A 20,718-nucleotide genomic window follows, 5' to 3' on the forward strand; every position below is an offset into this window, starting at 1 on the left:
GGGCCTTTCGGCTCCTAGGCCACCGTCTGTTCGATGAGGAAGTCGACCACCTGCTTCAGCGCCTGGTGCTTGTCGGCGCCCTCGTAGCAGGCCTCGTTGAAGACCGCGAGCTGGCGGTGCGCCGAGGTCCCGCGGCGCAGGATCTCACGCGCGTGCTCCAGCTCCGCCAGGCAGCCCAGGGCCTCGGCGTGCTCCGAGGTCAGGGCGATAATCTCCTCCAGCAGATCGGGGTAGGGCACGATCTCGCCGCGCCCGTAGTCCACCAGGCCTTCGTCGATGCCATAGCGCTGCGCGCGCCAGCGGTTCTCCTCAATCAGCATGTTGGAGTACTTGCGCCAGCGCTGGTTGTTGCGCTTCAGCACATAGAGCATGCGCATCAGGCTGACGTAGACGGCGGCGATGGTGGCGCCGTCGGCCACGTCGGTGCAGATGTCGGCGATGCGCATTTCCAAGGTCGGGAAGCGCGCCGAGGGCCGCAGGTCCCACCAGATCTTGGTGCCGTCCTCCAGCAGGCCGGCACTCACCATGACGTCCAGGTGGCGCTGATACTCGCCGAAGCTGTCGAAAGTCTCGGGCAGGCCGGTGCGCGGCAGCTCGTGGAACACCGAGAGGCGGTAGCACTTGAGGCCCGTCACCTCGCCGCGCCAGAAGGGCGAGGAGGTCGACAGCGCCAGCAGGTGCGGCAGGAAATAGCTGGCCTGCTGCATCAGATCGATGCGCAGTTCGTCGTCGTCCAGCCCGACGTGGACGTGCATGCCGCAGATCAGCAGGCGCCGCACCACCGCCTGCATGTCGCGCGCCAGGCCGTCGTAGCGTTCCTTGCGGGTGTGCTTCTGCGCGTCCCACTGGGCGAAGGGATGGGTCGAGGCGGCGATGGGCGCCAGGCCGTAGTCGGCGGCCACCTCGGCAATGATACCGCGCATCTGCGCCAGCTCCTGCGCTGCCTGGCCGACGGTCTCGCACTTGCTGGTGCCGACCTCGATCTGCGACTGCAGGAACTCCGGGCTGACGTGCTCGCCCAGCTCCTGCTCGCAGCGGGTCATCAGGCTGTCGGGCGCCTCGACCACCAGGTCGCGGCTCTCCCGGTCGACCAGGAGATACTCCTCCTCCATGCCGACGGTGAAGGACGGCTCAGGCCGCAAAAGGCCGCCGCTCATCTCCGCTTCTCCCCGCTCCGCCGATCCATGCGCTCGCCCCCAAGCCGCGTTCAGTAATGCTCGACGCGATACAGCGCCGGGTCGCCCAGCACCGCTTCCAGGACCGCGGACAGGCGCTCGGCCCACTCGGCGGCGCCCTGCTGGGTATCGATCAGATCCTGGCGCACCTCGATCAGCACGTTGGCGAGACCGCGCCGGTCGCCGTGAACGTGCTGGGTGTAGCCGTGGCCATCGGCGCCGGAATAGGGTTCGTTGTCGCCCACCGTCAGTCCTTCGGCACGCAACCGCTCCATCAGCGGCCGCGGCAGGCGCGGGTCCCGGTTCCACAGGATGCCGATTTCCCAAGGGCGGCGCAGGCCGTGCATGACCGGCGTGAAGGAATGCATCGACACCAGCACCGGTGTCCGCCCACCCGCCGGCCCTTCCGCCTGTCCGCCGGCCATCATGGCGTCGATCTGCGCCGCCACGGCCTCGTGATAGGGCCGGAAGAAGGCGTCGATGCGCGCCCGGCGCGCGGCCTCGCCCAGGTCGCGGTTGCCCGGCACCACCGTGCCGTCGCTGATCTCCGGAATCAGGGTCGGATTGTCCAGCAGGCGGTTAGGATCGACGATGAGACGGGAAAAGTGGCTGAGCACCGCCGGGGCGTCGAGGCGGCGGGCCATGTGGCGCGTCACCTCGGCAATGCCGATGTCCCAGGCGATGTGGCGGGCCAGTTGCGCCTCGTCCAGGCCCAGCGACTTCAGCGCCCGCGGGACGAAGCGCGTCGCATGGTCGCAGAGCAGCAGCACCGGGGTCTTTCCGCCGGGGTTGACGAGATCGAAGGGGCGCGGCTCGTCCGGGGCCAGAAGCCCGGATTCCTGCGCCTCTTGAGGGCTTCCGCTGTACATATCGAGGGCCGACATAAGGCGCCGACTATAGCCGCCGCGCCCCGGCCAGGGAAAGCCCCCGCGCAGGCCCGGAGAGGCCCATTGTCAAGACGGGATGCGGCCCCGATACTGCCGGGCATGACCGACACCGGCACGGCCGGGGGCGCGATCCGCCCCAACACCTTCTTCTGCATCGACGGCCACACCTGCGGCAACCCCGTGCGCCTGGTGGCCGCCGGCGGCCCGGCCCTGACCGGCGCCTCCATGAGCGAGAAGCGCCAGGACTTCCTCGCCCGCTACGACTGGATCCGCACCGGCCTGATGTACGAGCCGCGCGGCCACGACATGATGTCGGGCTCGATCCTCTATCCGCCGAGCCGGGCCGACTGCGACGTCGCCGTACTCTATATCGAGACCTCCGGCTGCCTGCCCATGTGCGGCCACGGCACCATCGGCACCGTGACCTTCGCCGTCGAGCGCGGCCTGGTGCAGCCGCGCGAACCCGGTGTGCTGCGCCTGGAGACCCCGGCCGGTCCGGTCGAGGCGCGCTATGTCCTGAAGGACGGCTACGTGGACTCGGTGCGGATCACCAACGTCGGCTCCTACCTGGCCGCCGAGGGCGTCACCGTCGACTGCCCGGAGCTGGGCGGCATCACCGTCGACATCGCCTACGGCGGCAACTTCTACGCCATCGTCGAGCCGCAGGAGGGCTACGGCGACATGGCCGATCTCACGCCCGGCGACATCCAGCGCCTCTCGCCGCTGCTGCGCGCGGCGCTCAACGACGCGGTGGAAATCGTCCACCCGGAAAACCCGACGATCCGCGGCGTCAGCCACATCCTCTGGACCGGCAAGCCGACGAAGCCGGAAGCCGACGCGCGCAACGCGGTCTTCTACGGCGACAAGGCCATCGACCGCAGCCCCTGCGGCACCGGCACCTCGGCGCGCATGGCCCAGCTCCACGCCAAGGGCCGCCTGAAGACCGGCGACAAGTTCGTGCACGAGAGCATCATCGGCAGCCTCTTCACCGGCCGCGTCGAGGCGGAGACGGAGGTCGGCAATCACCCAGGCAATTCACACCGGGCCATCGTGCCTTCCATCGAGGGCTGGGCGCGCATGACCGGCCTCAACACCATCACCATCGACGCGCGCGATCCCTACGCGCACGGCTTCCAGGTGGTCTGAGGCCTCATGGAGCATTCGCACCACGGTCATCATCACGGGCACGGACATGCCCATGTTCACGGGGCGGGTGCCGACAGCGAGAAGCGGGTGTTCTGGGCCTTCCTGCTCACCGCCGGTTTCATGGGCGCGGAGGTGGCCGGCGGCCTGATCTCCGGCTCCCTGGCGCTGCTCGCCGACGCCGCGCACATGCTGACCGACGCCGCCGCCCTGGCCCTGGCCTGGATCGCCTTTCGCATCGCCCGCCGCCCGGCCGACCCGCGGCGCTCCTACGGCTACGACCGCGGCCAGGTGCTGGCGGCCTTCACCAACGGCGCCGTGCTGATCGTCATCGTCTGCTGGATCTTCATCGAGGCGGTTCAGCGGCTGCGCGAACCGGTCCCGGTCGAGGGCGGCATCATGCTGGTGATCGCCAGCCTCGGATTGGTGGTGAACCTCGTCGCCTTCGCGATCCTGCACGGCGGCGACCGGCGCAACCTCAACCTTCGCGGCGCCGCCGCCCACGTCCTCGGCGATCTGCTGGGCTCGGCCGCCGCCATCCTCGGCGCCCTGGTCATCCTCTGGACCGGCTGGACGCCCATCGACCCGCTGCTCTCCCTACTGGTCGGCCTGCTGGTGCTGCGCAGCGCCTGGCTGGTGGTCCGCGAGTCGGTACATATCCTGCTGGAAGGCACGCCCGCCGGCATCGAACCGACGGACCTGCGCCAGCGCCTCATCGACGACGTGCCGGGATTGATCGACGTCCACCACATCCACGCCTGGTCGCTGACCCCCGAACGGCCTCTGCTGACCCTCCACGCGCAGATCGGCGAGGCCAGCGACCCCCAGGCGACCCTGAAACGGATCAAGCAGGTGCTAGCCCGGCGCTACGGCATCGACCACTCCACCATCCAGATCGAACGCGGCGACTGCGGCGACGACTAGGGGGCGCAGGGCGGCGGAGGCACACCGCCCTGCATAGCTCCCTCGCCTGCCGCTTACTTCGGCAGCAGGACGGTATCGATGACGTGGATCACGCCGTTGGACTGGCGCACGTCGGCGATGGTGACCGTGGCGGTGCGGCCGTTCTCGTCGGTCAGGGTGATGTTGCCCTTGGCGTCGTTCTCGGCCAGGAGCTTGCCGCCGGCGACCGTCGGTACGGCGTGCACGCCGTTATCATCGGCGATCATCTTGTTGATGGCGTCGCTCATCGCCGCGGCCTGGACCACGTGATAGGTCAGGACCTTCTGGAGCTGCGCCTTGTTCTCCGGCTTCAGCAGGTCGTCGACCGTGCCCGCGGGCAGCTTGGCGAAAGCTTCATCGGTCGGCGCGAAGACCATGAAGGGCCCCTCGCCCTGCAGCGTCTCCACCAGGCCCGCCGCCTTCACCGCGGCGACCAGGGTTTCGTGGTCCTTGGAGTTGACCGCGTTCTCGATGATGTTCTTCGAGGGATACATGGGCGCGCCGCCGACCATCGTGGTGTCGCCCGAAGCGGCGGCCGACTGCTGCTTCGCCATTCCTGTCTCGGCATTGGCCGTGCAGGCGGCCAGGCTGACGGCCAGGAGGCTCGAACCGATCAGTTTCGTCAAAGTCTTCATCGATGCTATCCTTTCCTTCTCGGAGCGCGGATAATTCCGCTCTCCCAGGGCTTGCGCCGCCGGACCGGAAAAAGTTTCGCTGCCGGACAAAAAAATTTCGAAGGGGACGGATGGGCCGCGACGACACCGCAGGACCCCCAATGTCAGGGACCCCCGGATCAGGGCCCCCCGGAGCAGAGTCGCTCAGGGCAGAGGGCCCCGATTTCCTGCTCCCGCGCGTGGCGCGGCAGGACCGCGGGGCCTACCGGGCGCTCTACGACCTCTGTGCCGCGAAACTTTTCGGCGTCGCCCTGCGCATCTGTAGGGAAAGGAGCCTGGCCGAAGAGGCTTTCCAGGAAGCCTTCATCGCCATCTGGCGCAGCGCCGGCGACTTCGACCCGGCGCGCGGCTCGGCCCTGGCCTGGATGGCCGGGGTGACGCGCAACCGGGCGCTGGACCTGCTGCGCAAGCGCGGCCGCGGCGACCGGCCGATGGAGGACGACGCGCTGGAGGTGCTGTTGAACGAGGCCGAGGGCCTGCGCGGCGACCAGGCCGACCTGAACGCGCTGCTGCAATGCCTGGAGCGCCTGGAAGAAACCCCGCGCCGGGCGGTGATCCTCGCCTACTGCGGGGGCCTGACCCGCGAGGAACTGGCGGTGCGCTTCGATGCGCCGGCGAATACGGTGAAGACCTGGCTGCGCCGGGCGCTGGCGGCGCTGCGCGGCTGCCTGGAAGAGTAGTGGAAGTGGAGTAGGATCGGCAGATGGCCGACCAGGACGACAAAAGCCTCGACAAGGACCTGGACGCGGGCGAAAGGGCCCTCGGTACCGAAGCGCGCGACGGCGAGAGCGCGGAACAGCGGCGCGCGCGCCGGGACTGGGACGACAGGCTGGCGCCCCTGGCGCTCGCCGCGCCGCCGGCCGAGCCGCCCGCCGGCCTGTTCGAGCGCATCAGCGCGGCCCTGGACGGCGGGGCGGAGACGGCGAAGATCATACAGCTCGCCGAGCGCCGCACCCGGCGCTGGCGCGCCGTCGCCATCGCCAGCAGCGGCATCGCCGCCTGCCTCATGGTCGTGGTCGGCGCCATCCTCGCCATTGTGCCGCTCGAGGTCGCGCCGCCGATGGCGCCGGCACAAAGCTACGTCGCCCTGGTCACGCCGGAAGGCGGGGAAGGCCCGGCGATGATCGTCGAGGTCGATGTGGAACGAGGCACCGCCGTCGTGCGGAGCCTCAGAGTCGACGCGCCTGAGAACCGCTCCTTGGAGCTCTGGCGGATTCCCCCTGGAGGAACGGCGGTCTCGCTCGGCCTCGTCGATCCGCAGCGCCCCAACCTGCTGTTCGACGCCGCGCTGCGGCCCGGCGACACCCTGGCGATCACCGTGGAGCCGCCCGGCGGCGCCCCAGGCGGCGTGGCGACTGGACCGGTGATCCTCAGCGGTCCGCTGATCCAAACGCGCTAGATCACTCCTCGATCCGGCGGAATCGCCCGATCGAGAGTAAAGCGATCCACACTAATAAGTTAGAGCAACCTGCCCGCGTCCATCTGGACGCGGATTACTCTAGGCCGGCAGCGCGGGCCGCGTGTCGATGGCTTCCTGGATCAGGCCGGCGATGCGCGCGCGCTCCTCGCCCACCAGCGGCAGGCGCGGCGGGCGGCAGTCTTCGGTGCCGTGGCCGCACATGGCCTGGGCCAGCTTGATGTACTGCACCAGCTTGGGGTGGCAGTCGAGATGCAGCACCGGCGTGAACCAGCGATAGAGACTCAGCGCCTCGGCGGTGCGCCCGGCCCGCGCCAGTTCCCAGAGTTTCAATGTCTCCTCCGGAAAGGCGTTGACCAGCCCGGCCACCGTGCCGGCCGCGCCCAGCATGACCGATTCCATCACCAGGTCGTCGACGCCGCCGAACAGCACGTAGCGCTCGCCGCAGGCGTTGACGATGTCGGTGAGGCGGCGCGGGTCGTCGGAAGATTCCTTGATGGCGACGAGGGTCGGCTCGTCGGCCAGTTCGGCGAACATTTCCGGCGTGATGTCGACGCCGTAGGTGACCGGATTGTTGTAGCACATGACCGGCAGGGCCGAGGCGCGGGCCACGGCGCGGTAGTGGGCCAGGGTTTCGCGCGCATCGGACTTGTAGACCATCGCTGGTAGGACCATTAGGCCATCTGCGCCCAGGGCCTCCATGTCGGCGGCGTAGCGGCAGGCCGCGGCGGTGGTGGTCTCGGCAACCCCGGCGACCACAGGCACGCGCCCCGCCGCCGTTTCGGCCGCCGTCTTGACCACGGCGCGCTTCTCCGCCGCCTCCAGGGAGCAGTTCTCCCCCACGGTGCCGAGCATCACCAGACCGTGCACGCCGGCGCCGATCAGCATCTCCAGGTGCGCCGCGGTCGCCTCCAGATCCAGTTCGCCGCCGGTGGTGAACTGTGTCGTCGCCGCCGGGAAGACTCCCTCCCATTCCACCGTCATGCCCCTTGCCCCTTCATGGTCGCCTCACGCCTCCGAATGGACTGTGACTTCTCAAGCTCTTAGCATGTCCCACCGCCCTGCGTCATCGAATCAGGCCGCCTTGGAAACGAGAATGCACACGACAGGCTGCCCCTTGCCCCGTCTTGCGGTGCTGGCGGTGGTGACCCGCGGCCATCCCACGGGGCCGCAGGTCCTGCTGGTGCGCCGCGCCAATCCGCCCCAGGCCGGACACTGGGGCTTTCCCGGCGGCAAGGTGGAATGGGGCGAGCCCATCGCCGAGGCCGCCCGGCGCGAGCTGCGGGAAGAAACCGGCGTCCGGGGCGCCAACCCCAGGCCCTTCGAGGTCATCGACCTGATCGACGGTGGCCACCATCATCTGATGGTCGCCCTGCGCCTGGATTGGGCCGGCGGCGAGCCCCTGGCCCGCGACGACGCCCTGGAGGCGCGCTGGGTCGGTGCGGCGGCTCTGCCGCAGCCGCTCTGCGCCGATGTCGCCCGGGTGGTGCGCGGGGTGATGGAGGGGCAGGCCGACCGCGCGGCGCCGCGGCCCGGAGCGGAGACCGGGTCCGGGGCTGGAACCACGGAGTAGCCGGCCGGGACCCCGGCGGCCGGAATTGCCCGCCGGCAGCCTCGACTTCCGGCCGCCGCGGCGAGCCCTGGCACCGTGATCGGAAATTTTGGAAAACTATTCCATTGTTGCCTTGACGCGGCGGTTCGAATGCCGCATTAATAGGTTTCAAAGTGGTCATACCAAAAAACCACTAGTGTATCTCCGGATTGAAAGGGAGGCTGGCAGAAAATCGGAAACGGAGCCCCGGGGAACGCCGGGCGCGACGGGACCGAAAAGCCGGCGCAGGACGCCATGGATCGTCGATTTCAAGAAATTCCGCGCGAGCGCGTGGCCGATCGTATCGCCAGCGAGCTGTTGCGCATGATTTCCAGCGGCGAACTGGCCCCCGGCGAACGCCTGCCCGGCGAGCGGCAACTGGCGGACATGATGGGCGTCAGCCGCGTTTCCGTGCGCGCCGCCCTGCAGCAGCTCAAGGCGCAGGGCTTCGTCACCGCCGTCCAGGGCGGCGGCACCCGCATCACCGCGGCGGCCGACCAGCTCGATTCGGCGCTGGCCCGCCTTGTGCGCGCCAACCGCAACAACCTGCACGACCTCGCCGAGGTGCGCGCCAACCTGGAAGTCTGGGCCGCGCGCCGCGCCGCCGAGCGGGCGACGCCGGAGCAGTTGCAGGAGATCGAGCGCTGCTTCGCCACCATCATGAGCCCGGACCGCCCCTCGCGCGCCAAGGCAGAAGACGACCTGAATTTCCACCTGGCCATCGCCAAGGCGTCGAACTCCGCCGTCTTCATGCACCTCATGTCGATTCTGGGCGACATCCTGGAGCAAATGTTCGCCTTCCATCGCTATAGCCTCTATTCCAGCCCCGCCGACGACCGCCGCTTCATGGAGCAGCACCGGGCAATCTGGGCCGCCATCCAGCGCGGCGACGGCGACGCGGCCGAAGAGGCCATGCGCGAGCACCTGTCCACGGTGCTGTCGCGCTACGAGGAAGAGAAAGAAGAAGAAGAGTCCCTGCAGGCGGCGCAAGAGCCGCAGGCCGCGGCCCGCGGTTGACGCCTATGGGAGCCCCGCAGCCCGGCGCGTTTCTGCGCCGGCTTTTCGATGCCGCCCTCGAAGCCGCAGACCCGGCCCGCGCCGTACCGCGCTTCCTGCCGGCGCAACCGCCCAAGGGATCCGGAGGGCGCATCGTCGTGGTCGGCGCCGGCAAGGCCGCCGGCGCCATGGCCCGGGCGGTCGAGGATCACTGGGGCCACCTTCCGGAGTCGGAGCTGACAGGCCTGGTGGTGACCCGCTACGGCCACGCCGTGGCCTGCCAACGCATCGAAGTGATCGAAGCCGCCCATCCGGTGCCCGATCAGGCCGGGCTCGACGCCGCCCGGCGCATCCTGAAGATGGTCCAGGGCCTCGGCCCCGACGACCTGGTGCTGTGCCTCATCTCCGGCGGCGGCTCGGCGCTGCTCTCGCTGCCGGCCGAGGGGATCACTCTGGAAGAGAAGCAAGCGGTCAATAAGGCGCTCCTGCGCTCCGGGGCGGCCATCGACGAGATGAACTGCCTGCGCAAGCACCTCTCGGCCATCAAGGGCGGACGGCTGGCCGCCGCCGCCGCGCCGGCCAGGGTGGTCAGCCTGCTGATCTCCGACGTGCCGGGCGACGACCCGGCAGTCATCGCCTCGGGCCCCACGGTGCCGGACCCGACCAGCTTCGCCGACGCCCTGGCGATCCTCGACAAATACGGCATCGATGCTCCGGCGTCGGTGCGCGCCCACCTCGAGGCCGGTGCGGAAGAGACGCCGAAGCCCGGCGATCCGCGCCTCGCCGGCTGCGAGACCCACCTCATCGCCCGGCCGCAGGATTCGCTCGAAGCCGCCGCCGCGCTGGCGCGGCAGGAAGGGGTGACGCCGGTCATCCTGGGCGATTCCATCGAAGGCGAGGCCCGAGAGGTGGCCCAGGTCATGGCCGGCATCGCCCGCCAAGTGGCCCGCTTCGGCCAGCCCGCAGCCAGCCCTTGCGTGCTCCTGTCCGGAGGCGAGACCACCGTCACCCTGCGCGGCCAGGGCCGTGGCGGGCGCAACGCCGAGTTCCTGCTGGCACTGACCGTCGCCCTCGAAAGCGCGCCGGGGCAAGGGGCGCCGGGCATCTATGCCCTGGCCTGCGACACCGACGGCATCGACGGCAGCGAGGACAACGCCGGCGCCATTACCGGGCCCGGCTGCCTGGCCCGCGCCGCCGCGGGGGGGCTCGACGCCAAGGCCATGCTGGCCGACAACGATGGCTATAGCTTCTTCTCGGCCCTGAACGACCTGGTGGTGACCGGACCGACCCTCACCAATGTTAATGATTTTCGCGCCATCCTGGTGACCCCCGAAGCGGCAGAACGTTAGCACACGCCCGAACACCGGAAATTTTGGGCTGGGTTCTCGGAGAATCCTGAGTAAACTCCGCGCCATGCGACGACAAAGAAAAGCAAAGATTGTAGCCACGCTCGGCCCCGCCTCCTCCTCCAAGGAGCAGATTCGCGAACTTTTTCGCGCCGGCGCCGACGTATTCCGTCTCAATTTCAGCCACGGCACCCACGAAGACCACCGCAAGCGCTACGAGACGATTCGCGAGGTCGAGGCGGAGGTCGAGCGCCCGATCGGCATTCTCGCCGACATGCAGGGCCCGAAGCTGCGTATCGGCGAAGTGGAGGGTGGCGAGGTCGTTCTGAAAGCGGGGCAGTCCTTCCGCCTGGATCTGGACGAGACGCCCGGCAACGACAAGCGCGCGCCGCTGCCGCATCCGGAGATCTTCGCCGCCATCTCGCCCGGTACCGCCCTGCTGATCGACGACGGCAAGCTGCAGCTGGAGGTGCAGGACTGCGCACCCGACTACGCCGAGACCAGAGTCGTCACCGGCGGCCCCTTGCGCGACCACAAGGGCGTCAACCTGCCGGGCGTGATCCTGCCGATTTCCCCTATCACCGAGAAGGACCGCGCCGACCTGGAGTTCGCGCTGGATCTGGGCGTCGATTGGATCGCGCTGTCTTTCGTCCAGCGGCCGGAGGATCTGACCGAGGCGCGCCGGCTGATCGGCGAGCGCGCGGCGATCATGACCAAGGTCGAAAAGCCCGCCGCCCTGGAATGCCTCTCTCAGCTCATCGCGCTGTCCGACGCCATCATGGTGGCGCGCGGCGACCTGGGCGTGGAGATGCCGCCGGAGACCATCCCCAGCCGCCAGAAGCAGATCATCCACGCCTGCCGCCTGTCGGGCGTGCCGGTGGTGGTGGCGACCCAGATGCTGGAGTCCATGATCGCGGCGCCGGCACCGACCCGCGCCGAGGCCTCCGACGTGGCGACCGCCGTCTACGACGGCGCCGACGCGGTGATGCTCTCCGCCGAGTCCGCCGCCGGCAAGTACCCCAAGGAAGCCGTCACCTTCATGGACCGGATCATCGCCTCGACCGAGGCTGACCCCGCCTACCGCGGCCTGATCCATGCGCGCGAGGGCGACCCGGAGGCGACCGGCGCCGACGCCATCTCCGCCGCCGCCTCGCAGGTCGCCTCGACGCTCTCCACCGCGGCCATCGTCAACTACACCATGTCCGGCTCCACCGCCCTGCGCGCCGCGCGCCAGCGGCCCAACGTGCCGATCATGGTCTTCACCAACGAGATCCGCACGGCGCGCCGCCTGGCGGTGCTGTGGGGCGCCCACTGCCTGCACACCGAGGACGTGTCCAACACTCAAGAGATGGTGGAGAAGGCCTGCCGCCTGGCCGTACGCGAGGGCTTCGCCGACCTGGGCGACACCCTGGTGATCACCGCCGGCGTGCCCTTCAAGACACCGGGCACCACCAACATGCTGCGCATCGCCCGGGTGGAGCAGTAGCCGGGGAGACCCGGTGCCGCGCCGCTCCGGGCGCTCCTGTTCAGATGTCCCGGTCCTGCAGCAGCTTGCGCAGCCGTGCGGCGTTGATCGCCGCCGAGGTCAGGTTGGGATGGATCGCCAGGGCATCCTCGAAGGCCTTCAGCGCGCGCGGCGCGTCCTCCAACTCCGCATAGACCAGGCCGCGCCCGGCCAGGGCGCCGAAGTGACGCGGCTCCAGCGCCAGGGTCTTGTCGATGTCGGCCAGCGACTTCTCGTAGTTGCCGAGCAGGTAATAAACCGTCGCCCGCTTGTTCCAGCCCTCGGCGAAATCCGGTGCGATCAGCACCATCTGCTCGAACTTGCCGAGCGCGCGCGGGTAGTTGCCCTGTTGCAGCGCCTCGATGCCGTCGTGCATGAGGACCTGCACCGCACCGTCATCGGATTGAATCCAGATCGACCAGATGAGCCCCTCGACGCGCTGGGCCTCGCCGGGCCCCGGAGCTTCCAGCAGCCGCACGAAGAGCGCATCCAGACGCTCGTCCTTCTGGTCGGCGCGCGCCGGCAGGGTGAGGGCCAGACAGGCCCAGAAGGCCGCGAAAATTGCGATCGCTGTGATTGGCAAGCGCTTCATTCTGTGGATTATGGCGGAAGCAACCGTTCCGCCAAAGCCCAGACGATAAATCCAGGTTTCACAATTCTTTGAAGGCGCCCGGCCCGCCCCGGCGCCGCGGATTCCGGGCCCCAGGGTCCAGCCGCACCAGCAAGAGGGAGACCGCCGCATGGCAGGCGCCGCCTATTTCTCCTCCGACTATCCCGAGGCGCGACGGCGCTTCGCCGAGGCCGCGGAGCGTGCCGGCGCCCGGCTCACCAGCTACGGGCATCCCGAACGCGGCCCGAACGGCGAAGAGCTGGCGGCCGACGTCGCCTGGCTGGGACCGGAGGACGCCGGACGCGTGCTGGTGAGCCTCTCGGGGACTCATGGTGTGGAAGGCTTCTGCGGCTCCGGCGTGCAGGTCGGCTGGTTCGACAGCGGCCTGGCGGCGGAGCAGGACGCCGGGACCGCCTACATGGCGGTCCACGCAATCAACCCGCACGGCTTTGCCTGGCTGCGCCGCGTCACCGAAGACAACGTCGACCTGAACCGCAACTTCGTCGATTTCGCCGCAAGCCTGCCGGACAACCCCGGTTACGACGAACTGGCCGAGGCCCTCTGCCCGCCGACCTGGGACGACGCCACCATCGCCGCCACGCGCGGCGTGCTGCGCGCCTACGCCGAGGAACACGGCCCCTCCGGTCTGCAGGCCGCCGTCACCAACGGCCAGTACGTCCATGCCGACGGCATTTTCTTCGGCGGCACCGCGCCCACCTGGTCGCACCTGACGCTGAAGCGGATCTTCCAGCGCCACCTCGCCAGGGCCGAGCGGGTCGCGGTGATCGACTATCACACCGGGCTGGGGCCGCGCGGCCACGGCGAGCGCATCTGCCCGGCGGCGCCCGATGCGCCGGTGCTGGGGCGTGTGCGCGATTGGTACGGCGAGGATTTCACCTGCCCGGCGCTCGGCACCTCCTCGGCGACGGAGATCCGCGGCTTCAACGTCATCGGCATGGAAGAAGCCCTTCCCGGCGTCGAACTGACCGCCGTCGCCCTGGAGTACGGCACCCTGCCCACAGAGGAGGTGAAGCTGGCGCTGCGCGCCGACAACTGGCTGCACCTACACGGCGACATGACGAGCGCCAAGGGCGGAGCCATCAAGGACCAGATCCGCGAGGCCTTCTACCAGGACGCCGACGACTGGAAGGAAATGATCTGGGAGCGCGCGCTGGAAACCCAGCGCCTGGCCCTCGCCGGCCTGGCGGGGTGACGATTCCTGCAGCGGCGGAAAATGCGCTAGACTGGGCGCATGCCTGCGAAAGGACTGCTGCTGCCGGCTGCGCTCGCCCTCGTTATCGCCCTGCCCTCACCCGGTGAGGCGGCAGGCGACGCCGAGAAGGGACGGCAGATCGCCATCGACCACTGCTCGCGCTGCCACGTGGTCCCCGACTACAACCCCTACGGCGGCATCGAGAGCACGCCGTCCTTCCGCCTGCTGGCGCGGCGCGACGACTACCTGGAGCGCTTCCTGACTTTTTTCGAGCGCCCGCCGCATCCCGTGGTGGTGCGCATTCCCGGTGTCGAGCCGCCCACGGACGACCCGGCCTTCGTCGCCACCTTCCAGATCCAGCCGGAGCAGGTCGACGACCTCGCCGCCTACGCCGCCAAGCTGCACGCCGAACAGTAGCCTCCGCTCCGCCGGGAGGGGCGGACAGGGCGGCGGAACGCCCGACATTCCGTTATCGCGAAGACTGCGTTACAGTGTCGCCGTCCTGATATCGGAGAACAGCCATGAAACGCTCCGCCCCCGCGCTTGCCTTGATCGCGTCCCTCCTGCTGACCGCCTGCGGCAGCAGCACCGGAGACCGCGCCGCCTCGGGCGCCGGCATCGGCGCCGGCGTCGGCGCCGTGGTCGGGGCCGTCACCGGGCTGTCGATCCTTCAGGGCGTGCTGCTCGGCGCCGCGGCCGGCGGCCTGACCGGCGCACTGACCGACGAAGACGTCATCAATCTCGGCGACCCCATCTGGGCCAGCGACGACCAGCCCGCCAATTCCTCGGCGGTGGCGCGGGTGCAGGCCGGCCTGGCCAAGCTCGGCTACGATCCGGGGCCGATCGACGGCGTGCAGGGGGCCAAGACGACCGCAGCGATCAAGGCCTATCAGCGCGACAACGGCCTGACGGTGGACGGCCTCGCCTCCCAACAACTGGCCAGCCATATGGAAAACAAGATCGAGACCGCGCAGAAATGACGCGCGGCCGGGGTGTGCCCTAGACCGCTAGTGCGCCCTAGCCCGCTGACGTGACGCCCGGCAAGGCCGCCAAGGCCCGCGGCTCGGGGCCGCCGGTGGCCCAGTCGAGCAGTTCCACCGTGTGCACCACCGGGATGCCGGTGCCGCCGGCGATCTGGGTCATGCAGCCGATGTTGCCGGTGGCGATGACGTCGGGCCCGGTGCTCTCGATGTTGGCGACCTTGCGCGCCTTCAGGCGGTTGGCGATTTCCGGCTGCAGCAGGTTGTAGGTGCCCGCCGAGCCGCAGCAGAGGTGACCTTCGGGCACCTCCTTCACGGCGAAGCCCGCCGCCGTCAGCAGGGCCTTCGGCTCGCGGCGGATTTGCTGGCCGTGCTGCATGGAACAGGCGGAGTGGTAGGCGACGGTGAGCGGCCGGCCCGCCGCCGCGCCCTTCAGGCCCAAGGTGTCCATGAACTCGGTCACGTCCTTGGTCAGCGCCGAGACCTTGGCCGCCTTGTCCTTCCAGGCGGCGTCCTCGCGCAGCATGAAGCCGTAATCCTTCACCGTGGTGCCGCAGCCCGAAGCGTTGATGATGATGGCATCGAGCCCGCCTTCGTCCAACTCGCGCGTCCAGGCGGCGACATTGGCGCGGGCGGCGTCCAGGGCCGGGTCCTCCTGGCCCATGTGATGCACCAGGGCGCCGCAGCAAGCGGCCCCTTTGGCCACCACCACCTCGACCCCGTGGCGGATCAGGAGGCGCACCGTGGCCTCGTTGATCTCCGGCGCCAGCACCTTCTGGGCGCAGCCGGTCATCAGCGCCACGCGGGCGCGGCGCGGCCCCTGGGCGGCAAACACCTGCGGGGTATCGACGCGGCTGGGCGAGCGGATCTCCTTCGGCGCCATGGCCAGCACCCCTTTCAGGCGCCCCGGCATGAGGCCGGCCAGCGGCTTGGCGAAGAAGGCGCCAAGAAGGGCCAGGCGGAAGCGGTTGGGATGCGGGATCACGAAGGCCAGCAGCCGGCGCAGCAGGCGGTCGGGCAGCGGCCGCCGGTAGGTCTTCTCGATATGGCTGCGGGCGTGATCGACTAGGTGCATGTAGTGCACGCCCGAGGGACAGGTGGTCATGCAGGACAGGCAGGAGAGGCAGCGGTCGATGTGCTTGGCGACCTTCGCCGTCGCCGCGCGGTCGTTCTCCAGCATCTCCTTGATCAGGTAGATGCGCCCACGCGGGCTGTCCAGTTCGTCGCCCAGCAGGATGTAGGTCGGGCAGGTCGCCGTGCAGAAGCCGCAATGCACGCAGTTGCGCAGGATCCTGTTGGCCTCCGCAATACTGGGGTCGGCAAGCTGGGCCAGGGTGAAGTTGGTCTGCATCTCTTAGTCTTCGCTCCTCACAGCCCCGCGTACATGCGCCCGGGGTTCAGCACGCGCTTGGGATCGAAGCCGTCCTTCACCTTTTCGCTGAGCATCGCTTTCGCCGCGTCCTGCGGCTGGAAGACCGCGCCGGCGGCGCGCAGCTCCAGCGGCGCGCGGACCAGGGTCGCGTGGCCGCCGCCCGCCGCGGCGACGGCGGCGCGCACCTGGCCGGCGCCCGCATCGGCAGTTGCCGGCAGCGCCAGCCAGATCAGGCCGCCGCCCCAGTCGTAGAAAACGTCACCGCCGCCGATCGCCGCCGCCACGCCGGGCCCGGCGGTCGGCGCCACGGAGATGCGCCAGACGGCGAGGTCTTCCCGCCCGACGAAAGGCCGCACGCCGCGCAATTCCTGCCAGAAGGCCAGCGAGTTGCGGCTGTGCAGCTCCTCCGTCGCGCCGAGGTCGGCGAGTTCCTTGCGCAGGGCGGCGCAGCGGTATTCCACCGAAGGCCCCGGCCCTTCCAGGCGCAGCGCCGTCACCGAGGCCCCGGCTCCTGCCACGTAGGATACCGCCGAGGTCGCGGCCTGGGCCGCCGGCAGATGGGCCGCGCCGGAGACCTCGTGCGGCGAGCCCAGGGCGCGGGTCATGGCGGCCAGCGCCGCCGCGTCGTCCAGGCCGAGCAGCAGCACGGTCCAGGTCTTCTCCGGGCGCGGCAGCACCTTCACCGTCACGTCGGTCATCACCGCCAGGGTGCCGTAGGAGCCGCAGAGCAGCTTGCAGAGGTCGTAGCCGGTGACGTTCTTCACCACCCGGCCGCCGGACTTGAAGAGCTCGCCCCGGCCGGAGACCGCCTGCACGCCCAGGAAGTGGTCGCGCGCCGCCCCGGCCTTGATGCGCCGCGGGCCGGAGAGGTTGCAGGCCAGGACGCCGCCGATGGTGGCGGCCCCCGCCGCTCCGCCCAGCAGCGGGCCCAGCTCGGCCGGCTCGAAGGCCAGCATCTGGCGCTTCTCCTCCAGCGCCGCCTCGATGGCGGCCAGCGGCGTTCCGGCCTGGGCTGAGAGCACCAGCTCCTCCGGCTCGTAGAGGGTGATGCCGGTGAGGCGCGACAGGTCGAGGCTGTGGGCGGCCTGCACCGGACGGCCCAGGCCGCGCTTGCTGCCATGGCCCACGATTTCCAGCGGCGCTTCCTGCGACAACGCCCAGGCCACCGCCTCGCTCACCTGGTCGCGGGTCTCCGGCGCGAGGGTCTCCCCCTTCTGCGATTGCATACCTGGCTCTCTCTTTAGAAGCGGGGAAGATCGGGGAAAGGCAGCTTGCCGCCGCTGATGTGCATGCGCCCCAGCTCGGCGCAGCGGTGAAGCTGCGGGAACATCTTGCCGGGGTTCAGCAAGGCCTCCGGATCGAAGGCGCATTTCACGCGCTGCTGCTGCTTCAGGTCGGTCTCGCTGAACATCGAGCCCATGAGGTCGCGTTTCTCGACGCCGACCCCGTGCTCGCCGGTCAGCACGCCGCCGACTTCGACGCAGAGCTTCAGGATGTCGGAGCCGAAGTCCTCGGCCTTCTCCAGCTCGCCCGGCTTGTTGGCGTCGTAGAGGATCAGCGGATGCAGGTTGCCGTCGCCGGCGTGAAAGACGTTGGCGACACGCAGGCCGTAGTGCGCGCTGAGTTCGCGCATGCGCCGCAGCACCACCGGCAACTGGGCGCGCGGGATGGTGCCGTCCATGCAGTAGTAATCCGGCGAGATGCGACCCACCGCCGGGAAGGCCGCCTTGCGCCCGGCCCAGAAGGTCAGGCGTTCTTCTTCGCTTTCGCTGACGCGGCTGGTGACGGCGCCGTTCTCCGCGCAGATGCGCGAGACCTCGCCGATCAGGTAGTCGACCTCGGCCTGGGGGCCATCGAGTTCCACGATCAAGAGAGCCTCGACATCGCGCGGATAGCCGGCGTGGACGAAATCCTCGGCGGCGTGGATGGCCGGCTTGTCCATCATCTCCATGCCGCCGGGGATGATGCCGGCGGCGATGATGGCGGCCACCGCGTCGCCGGCCTGCTCGTTGGTCGGAAAGCCGAGCAGCAGGGCGCGCGCCGTCTCCGGCTTCTTCAAAAGGCGCACCGTCACTTCCGTCACCACGCCCAGCAGGCCCTCAGAGCCGGTCATGATGCCCAGCAGATCGTAACCCTCCGCATCCAGGTGCCGGCCGCCGATCCGCAGGATGGTGCCGTCCATCAGCACCATTTCGAGGCCCAGCAGGTTGTTGGTCGTCAGGCCGTATTTCAGGCAGTGCACGCCGCCGGAGTTCTCCGCCACGTTGCCGCCGATGGTGCAGGCGATCTGGCTGGAGGGATCGGGCGCGTAGTAGAAGCCCCGGTCCTCCACCGCCTTGGTGATGGCCAGATTGGTGACGCCCGGCTGCACCACGGCGCAGCGGTTGTCGAAGTCGATGTCGAGGACCCGGTTGAACTTGCCGAGGCCGAGAATGATGCCGTCGGCCAGCGGCAGGGCGCCGCCGGAAAGCGAGGTGCCGGCGCCGCGCGGCACCACCTTGACGCCACGCTCCCTGCAGACCTTCAGGACCTGGCTGACCTGCGCGGTGGTTTCCGGCAGCACGACGATGAGGGGAAGCTGGCGGTAGGCGGTCAGGCCGTCGCTCTCGTAGGCCTTCAACTCCTCGGCGTCGACGATCACCCCCTCACCGGGGACGATGGCGCGCAAGGCGGTGACGATATCGGCCTTGGCGTCGATGACGGCTTGATCCGGCTCCGGCATCTGCATGGGCAGGTCTCTCCCTGGATTCCGCCCGCCTGGACCCGAGAAGGGCGCGGGGCAATTGGTATTACCAATTTTTCGAGACTATGGCGCGCCGCGCCGGTGCGGTCAATGCCCCAGGCCGCCCCCAAGGGCGGAAAAGAGCGGAAAAAGGCAGAAATCCGGGATTTGGGGAGGCACTGGGAGGCCAAAATGCGGGCAAAGGCCCAGTGAGCAGCAAAAACAGGGCCGCGCCCGTTTCAGGGCGCGGCCTTGCTTGCGTCTCAAAGCTCAAAACCGCCGGCGGCGCCGGCGGGAGCGGTTCAGCCCTGGCGGGCCTTGAAGCGCGGGTTCTTCTTGTTGATCACGTAGACGCGACCCTTGCGGCGCACGACACGGCAGCCTTTTTCGCGCAGTTTCGCGGTCTTAAGAGAGTTAACGACCTTCATTTCTCTATCCTCTTTAGGCCCGCAGCTTCACGGGCCGGTCCGGGCCGGCGCGCGGGAAGCCGGAACATAGGCAGCGCGGAAGGGCCTGTCAACCTCGGAAAAGCCCGGAAATGAGCCCTTTTCTACCTTCCCGGCTGGCCCCGGCCAGACCCGGCCGGACCCGGCCGCAATGGGTCCTACCAGTCGGAGAGCATCTTCTCCGCCTCTTTCTTCAAGGCGTGAAAACGGCAGATCCTCAGGGCACCCGCATCGATGGCCTTGGTCCGCCGGGTCCACAGCTCGACGGAGTCGGTGATCGCTTCCGCGGTCTTCTTGTCGATCGACTTGCCCTTGAGGCTCGACAGGAACCGCGCCCAGTTGGCGGTGATGATGCCGTAGACCTCTTCGGTGATGTCTTCCTTGATGCGGATGTCCAGGCGGGCCTCGGTCAGGGCCACCTCGTAGTCGCGCATGGTCCAGGGATTGGGCCTCGTCGGCTCGCCCTCGGCCCAGTTGAAGACCGCCCGCTCGTCGGCCCCCTCGGCCACGACGTAGTCGGTGAAGAGGAGCTGGCCGCGCGGCTTGATCATGTTGATGATCTCTTTCAGCAGCCGGTCCTTGTCCTCCACCATGTAGAGCGCCTCCTTGGAGAACACGCAGTCGGTGGAATTCTCCCGGAACTCGTACTTGTCCATGTCGAAGTAGTGGACCGGCGCCCGCTTGGCGAGGCCGGCCATGGTCGAAAGCTCCATGCCCGCGTCCGCGACTTCGCGGTCGGCCTCCAGGCCGGTGATCCAGATGTCGAACTTCTCGGAGATCAGGCGGGTGGCGCCGCCCAGGCCGGCCCCCACGTCGATAACGGTGAAGGCGGGGTCCAGGCCGAAAGGCTTCACCAGCTTGAGGATATAACTTTCGTCGCCTGGCCCCGACATGCCCTTGCCCCAGAGCTGCTGCATCACCTCCAGGCGCTTGGACAACATCTCCGGCTGCTCATAGCGGACGGCGTCCTGCGTCAGATCCCCCATCTCCACGGGAATCTGCTGCTTCTTCCGGATCGCCAGGTCATAGCCCTCCCACCAGGCCTTGAGACGCACCCAGAACGGAATCTTGGCTTTGCCGGCCGGCCCGGCGGCCGCTTTGGACAACAGTGCCATCGGCACCTTTCTCAATCGTTCGTCGTTCCTCCCCGGCCTGCCGTGCGGCGTTAATGGCAGGCTGGGCCACGACATCGTTAACGGCAAATGACAAACAATCGCTTAATACGGGAGTTGCCGCGACTTCCGCAGGTTAGCGACGGAGGTGGGGCACCTGCGCGCGGCGGAAACCCGAATCCAAGCGGGCTCTGACCGGCGGCGTTAACCATGGAGTCGCCCCGGCATTCGCGGACTCCCTTTCCAGGAACGATATAAGAATAGATTTTCAATTTTTCGTTGCGCGAAGTCCGCGCATAATTTGCAACCCTTTTCCCGCCGATCGCCATATACTCCGGAAATCGATTAGTTCATTTGGTTAGCCATCGGATGGTTAGCCTTCGGGCTGGCCGGCTGACGATCACCTGGAAACGCGCCAGCTCCGCCGGGGCCCTTTCGGGCAAAACGGTTCCGGAGAAGCCGGAACCGAAGCGGACATGGCCTTGCAAGCTGAGGGGAGACGGCTGCAATGGTGAGAGCCGGTAAGAGAGCCGCTGTCCTATCGCTGTCCCGGTTTTGCGGGCTGTTTTGCCTGGGCGCCTTGTTGGC

At 68.8% G+C, this 20,718-nt stretch carries 21 protein-coding genes; 11 read left to right on the plus strand and 10 right to left on the minus strand.

Going from position 1 to position 20,718, the window contains the following annotated elements; all coding sequences use genetic code 11:
• Positions 1-14 precede the first annotated feature (14 nt).
• The gene (locus AAFN88_RS19730) at positions 15-1,157 is read right to left on the minus strand and encodes a carboxylate-amine ligase (RefSeq protein ID WP_347522380.1); all 1,143 of its coding nucleotides are present in this window, start codon (positions 1,155-1,157) and stop codon (positions 15-17) included.
• A gap of 50 nt (positions 1,158-1,207) precedes the next feature.
• Positions 1,208-2,059, minus strand: coding sequence for an N-formylglutamate amidohydrolase (locus tag AAFN88_RS19735; protein WP_347522381.1), 852 nt, complete (start codon positions 2,057-2,059; stop codon positions 1,208-1,210).
• A 102-nt stretch (positions 2,060-2,161) separates the two neighbouring features.
• On the opposite strand from AAFN88_RS19735, the gene AAFN88_RS19740 reads away from it, so the two are divergent.
• The gene (locus AAFN88_RS19740) at positions 2,162-3,208 is read left to right on the plus strand and encodes a 4-hydroxyproline epimerase (RefSeq protein WP_347522382.1); all 1,047 of its coding nucleotides are present in this window, start codon (positions 2,162-2,164) and stop codon (positions 3,206-3,208) included.
• Between the two features lie 6 nt (positions 3,209-3,214).
• Positions 3,215-4,129, plus strand: coding sequence for a cation diffusion facilitator family transporter (locus AAFN88_RS19745; protein ID WP_347522383.1), 915 nt, complete (start codon positions 3,215-3,217; stop codon positions 4,127-4,129).
• A 53-nt stretch (positions 4,130-4,182) separates the two neighbouring features.
• Here AAFN88_RS19745 and AAFN88_RS19750 read toward each other — a convergent pair whose 3' ends face one another.
• Positions 4,183-4,782, minus strand: a complete 600-nt coding sequence (locus AAFN88_RS19750) for a fasciclin domain-containing protein (protein WP_347522384.1) — start codon at positions 4,780-4,782, stop codon at positions 4,183-4,185.
• A 218-nt stretch (positions 4,783-5,000) separates the two neighbouring features.
• Between AAFN88_RS19750 and AAFN88_RS19755 the strand changes: the two genes are divergently transcribed.
• The gene (locus AAFN88_RS19755; protein ID WP_347522385.1) at positions 5,001-5,501 is read left to right on the plus strand and encodes a sigma-70 family RNA polymerase sigma factor; all 501 of its coding nucleotides are present in this window, start codon (positions 5,001-5,003) and stop codon (positions 5,499-5,501) included.
• Between the two features lie 23 nt (positions 5,502-5,524).
• Complete coding sequence (locus AAFN88_RS19760; protein ID WP_347522387.1) at positions 5,525-6,220, plus strand: anti-sigma factor; 696 nt, start codon at positions 5,525-5,527, stop codon at positions 6,218-6,220.
• A gap of 99 nt (positions 6,221-6,319) precedes the next feature.
• Here AAFN88_RS19760 and AAFN88_RS19765 read toward each other — a convergent pair whose 3' ends face one another.
• Positions 6,320-7,222, minus strand: a complete 903-nt coding sequence (locus AAFN88_RS19765) for a dihydrodipicolinate synthase family protein (RefSeq protein WP_347522389.1) — start codon at positions 7,220-7,222, stop codon at positions 6,320-6,322.
• A gap of 112 nt (positions 7,223-7,334) precedes the next feature.
• On the opposite strand from AAFN88_RS19765, the gene AAFN88_RS19770 reads away from it, so the two are divergent.
• The 4 genes from AAFN88_RS19770 (at position 7,335) to pyk (ending at position 11,657) form a co-directional block, all read left to right on the plus strand.
• On the plus strand, positions 7,335-7,811 hold the full coding sequence (locus tag AAFN88_RS19770; RefSeq protein WP_347522390.1) for an NUDIX hydrolase: 477 nt from the start codon (positions 7,335-7,337) through the stop codon (positions 7,809-7,811).
• A gap of 309 nt (positions 7,812-8,120) precedes the next feature.
• On the plus strand, positions 8,121-8,846 hold the full coding sequence (locus AAFN88_RS19775) for a FadR/GntR family transcriptional regulator (RefSeq protein ID WP_347522391.1): 726 nt from the start codon (positions 8,121-8,123) through the stop codon (positions 8,844-8,846).
• Between the two features lie 5 nt (positions 8,847-8,851).
• Positions 8,852-10,174 carry a glycerate kinase gene (locus AAFN88_RS19780; RefSeq protein WP_347522392.1) on the plus strand — a complete coding sequence of 441 codons (1,323 nt, stop codon included), beginning with the start codon at positions 8,852-8,854 and terminating at the stop codon, positions 10,172-10,174.
• A 64-nt stretch (positions 10,175-10,238) separates the two neighbouring features.
• Positions 10,239-11,657, plus strand: coding sequence for a pyruvate kinase (gene pyk / locus AAFN88_RS19785; protein ID WP_347522393.1), 1,419 nt, complete (start codon positions 10,239-10,241; stop codon positions 11,655-11,657).
• Positions 11,658-11,697: 40 nt separating this feature from the next.
• On the opposite strand, the gene AAFN88_RS19790 is transcribed toward pyk, so the two are convergent.
• Positions 11,698-12,258: a tetratricopeptide repeat protein gene (locus tag AAFN88_RS19790; RefSeq protein WP_347522394.1), complete on the minus strand. Its 561-nt coding sequence runs from the start codon at positions 12,256-12,258 to the stop codon at positions 11,698-11,700.
• Positions 12,259-12,415: 157 nt separating this feature from the next.
• On the opposite strand from AAFN88_RS19790, the gene AAFN88_RS19795 reads away from it, so the two are divergent.
• From AAFN88_RS19795 to AAFN88_RS19805, 3 genes are all read left to right on the plus strand, one after another.
• On the plus strand, positions 12,416-13,498 hold the full coding sequence (locus tag AAFN88_RS19795) for a M14 family metallopeptidase (RefSeq protein ID WP_347522395.1): 1,083 nt from the start codon (positions 12,416-12,418) through the stop codon (positions 13,496-13,498).
• A 39-nt stretch (positions 13,499-13,537) separates the two neighbouring features.
• A complete protein-coding gene (locus tag AAFN88_RS19800; RefSeq protein ID WP_347522396.1) occupies positions 13,538-13,915 on the plus strand; it encodes a hypothetical protein in 378 nt (125 codons plus the stop codon).
• Positions 13,916-14,019: 104 nt separating this feature from the next.
• A complete protein-coding gene (locus AAFN88_RS19805; RefSeq protein ID WP_347522397.1) occupies positions 14,020-14,478 on the plus strand; it encodes a peptidoglycan-binding domain-containing protein in 459 nt (152 codons plus the stop codon).
• A gap of 37 nt (positions 14,479-14,515) precedes the next feature.
• On the opposite strand, the gene glcF is transcribed toward AAFN88_RS19805, so the two are convergent.
• The 5 genes from glcF to AAFN88_RS19830 all read right to left on the minus strand — a co-directional run bounded on the left by glcF (position 14,516) and on the right by AAFN88_RS19830 (position 20,133).
• Entirely contained in the window at positions 14,516-15,829 is a 1,314-nt protein-coding gene (gene glcF, locus AAFN88_RS19810; protein ID WP_347522398.1) for a glycolate oxidase subunit GlcF, read from the minus strand.
• A gap of 17 nt (positions 15,830-15,846) precedes the next feature.
• Positions 15,847-17,076, minus strand: coding sequence for a glycolate oxidase subunit GlcE (gene glcE / locus AAFN88_RS19815; RefSeq protein WP_347522400.1), 1,230 nt, complete (start codon positions 17,074-17,076; stop codon positions 15,847-15,849).
• A 14-nt stretch (positions 17,077-17,090) separates the two neighbouring features.
• Positions 17,091-18,578: an FAD-linked oxidase C-terminal domain-containing protein gene (locus AAFN88_RS19820; protein WP_347522401.1), complete on the minus strand. Its 1,488-nt coding sequence runs from the start codon at positions 18,576-18,578 to the stop codon at positions 17,091-17,093.
• 296 nt (positions 18,579-18,874) lie between these two features.
• The gene (ykgO, locus tag AAFN88_RS19825) at positions 18,875-19,000 is read right to left on the minus strand and encodes a type B 50S ribosomal protein L36 (protein ID WP_193370320.1); all 126 of its coding nucleotides are present in this window, start codon (positions 18,998-19,000) and stop codon (positions 18,875-18,877) included.
• A gap of 176 nt (positions 19,001-19,176) precedes the next feature.
• Entirely contained in the window at positions 19,177-20,133 is a 957-nt protein-coding gene (locus tag AAFN88_RS19830) for a methyltransferase domain-containing protein (protein ID WP_347522403.1), read from the minus strand.
• Between the last annotated feature and the right edge of the window lie 585 nt (positions 20,134-20,718).

The sequence above is a fragment of the Pelagibius sp. CAU 1746 genome (assembly GCF_039839785.1).
Classification (GTDB): Bacteria; Pseudomonadota; Alphaproteobacteria; order Kiloniellales; family Kiloniellaceae; genus Pelagibius.

Coding starts and splice junctions, on each gene's coding strand:
- AAFN88_RS19730 (WP_347522380.1), bottom strand. CDS start 1,157: ATGAGCGGCGGCCTTTTGCGGCCTGAGCCGTCCTTCACCGTCGGCATG.
- AAFN88_RS19735 (WP_347522381.1), bottom strand. CDS start 2,059: ATGTCGGCCCTCGATATGTACAGCGGAAGCCCTCAAGAGGCGCAGGAA.
- AAFN88_RS19740 (WP_347522382.1), top strand. CDS start 2,162: ATGACCGACACCGGCACGGCCGGGGGCGCGATCCGCCCCAACACCTTC.
- AAFN88_RS19745 (WP_347522383.1), top strand. CDS start 3,215: ATGGAGCATTCGCACCACGGTCATCATCACGGGCACGGACATGCCCAT.
- AAFN88_RS19750 (WP_347522384.1), bottom strand. CDS start 4,782: ATGAAGACTTTGACGAAACTGATCGGTTCGAGCCTCCTGGCCGTCAGC.
- AAFN88_RS19760 (WP_347522387.1), top strand. CDS start 5,525: ATGGCCGACCAGGACGACAAAAGCCTCGACAAGGACCTGGACGCGGGC.
- AAFN88_RS19765 (WP_347522389.1), bottom strand. CDS start 7,222: ATGACGGTGGAATGGGAGGGAGTCTTCCCGGCGGCGACGACACAGTTC.
- AAFN88_RS19770 (WP_347522390.1), top strand. CDS start 7,335: ATGCACACGACAGGCTGCCCCTTGCCCCGTCTTGCGGTGCTGGCGGTG.
- AAFN88_RS19780 (WP_347522392.1), top strand. CDS start 8,852: ATGGGAGCCCCGCAGCCCGGCGCGTTTCTGCGCCGGCTTTTCGATGCC.
- pyk (WP_347522393.1), top strand. CDS start 10,239: ATGCGACGACAAAGAAAAGCAAAGATTGTAGCCACGCTCGGCCCCGCC.
- AAFN88_RS19795 (WP_347522395.1), top strand. CDS start 12,416: ATGGCAGGCGCCGCCTATTTCTCCTCCGACTATCCCGAGGCGCGACGG.
- AAFN88_RS19800 (WP_347522396.1), top strand. CDS start 13,538: ATGCCTGCGAAAGGACTGCTGCTGCCGGCTGCGCTCGCCCTCGTTATC.
- AAFN88_RS19805 (WP_347522397.1), top strand. CDS start 14,020: ATGAAACGCTCCGCCCCCGCGCTTGCCTTGATCGCGTCCCTCCTGCTG.
- glcF (WP_347522398.1), bottom strand. CDS start 15,829: ATGCAGACCAACTTCACCCTGGCCCAGCTTGCCGACCCCAGTATTGCG.
- glcE (WP_347522400.1), bottom strand. CDS start 17,076: ATGCAATCGCAGAAGGGGGAGACCCTCGCGCCGGAGACCCGCGACCAG.
- AAFN88_RS19820 (WP_347522401.1), bottom strand. CDS start 18,578: ATGCAGATGCCGGAGCCGGATCAAGCCGTCATCGACGCCAAGGCCGAT.
- ykgO (WP_193370320.1), bottom strand. CDS start 19,000: ATGAAGGTCGTTAACTCTCTTAAGACCGCGAAACTGCGCGAAAAAGGC.
- AAFN88_RS19830 (WP_347522403.1), bottom strand. CDS start 20,133: ATGGCACTGTTGTCCAAAGCGGCCGCCGGGCCGGCCGGCAAAGCCAAG.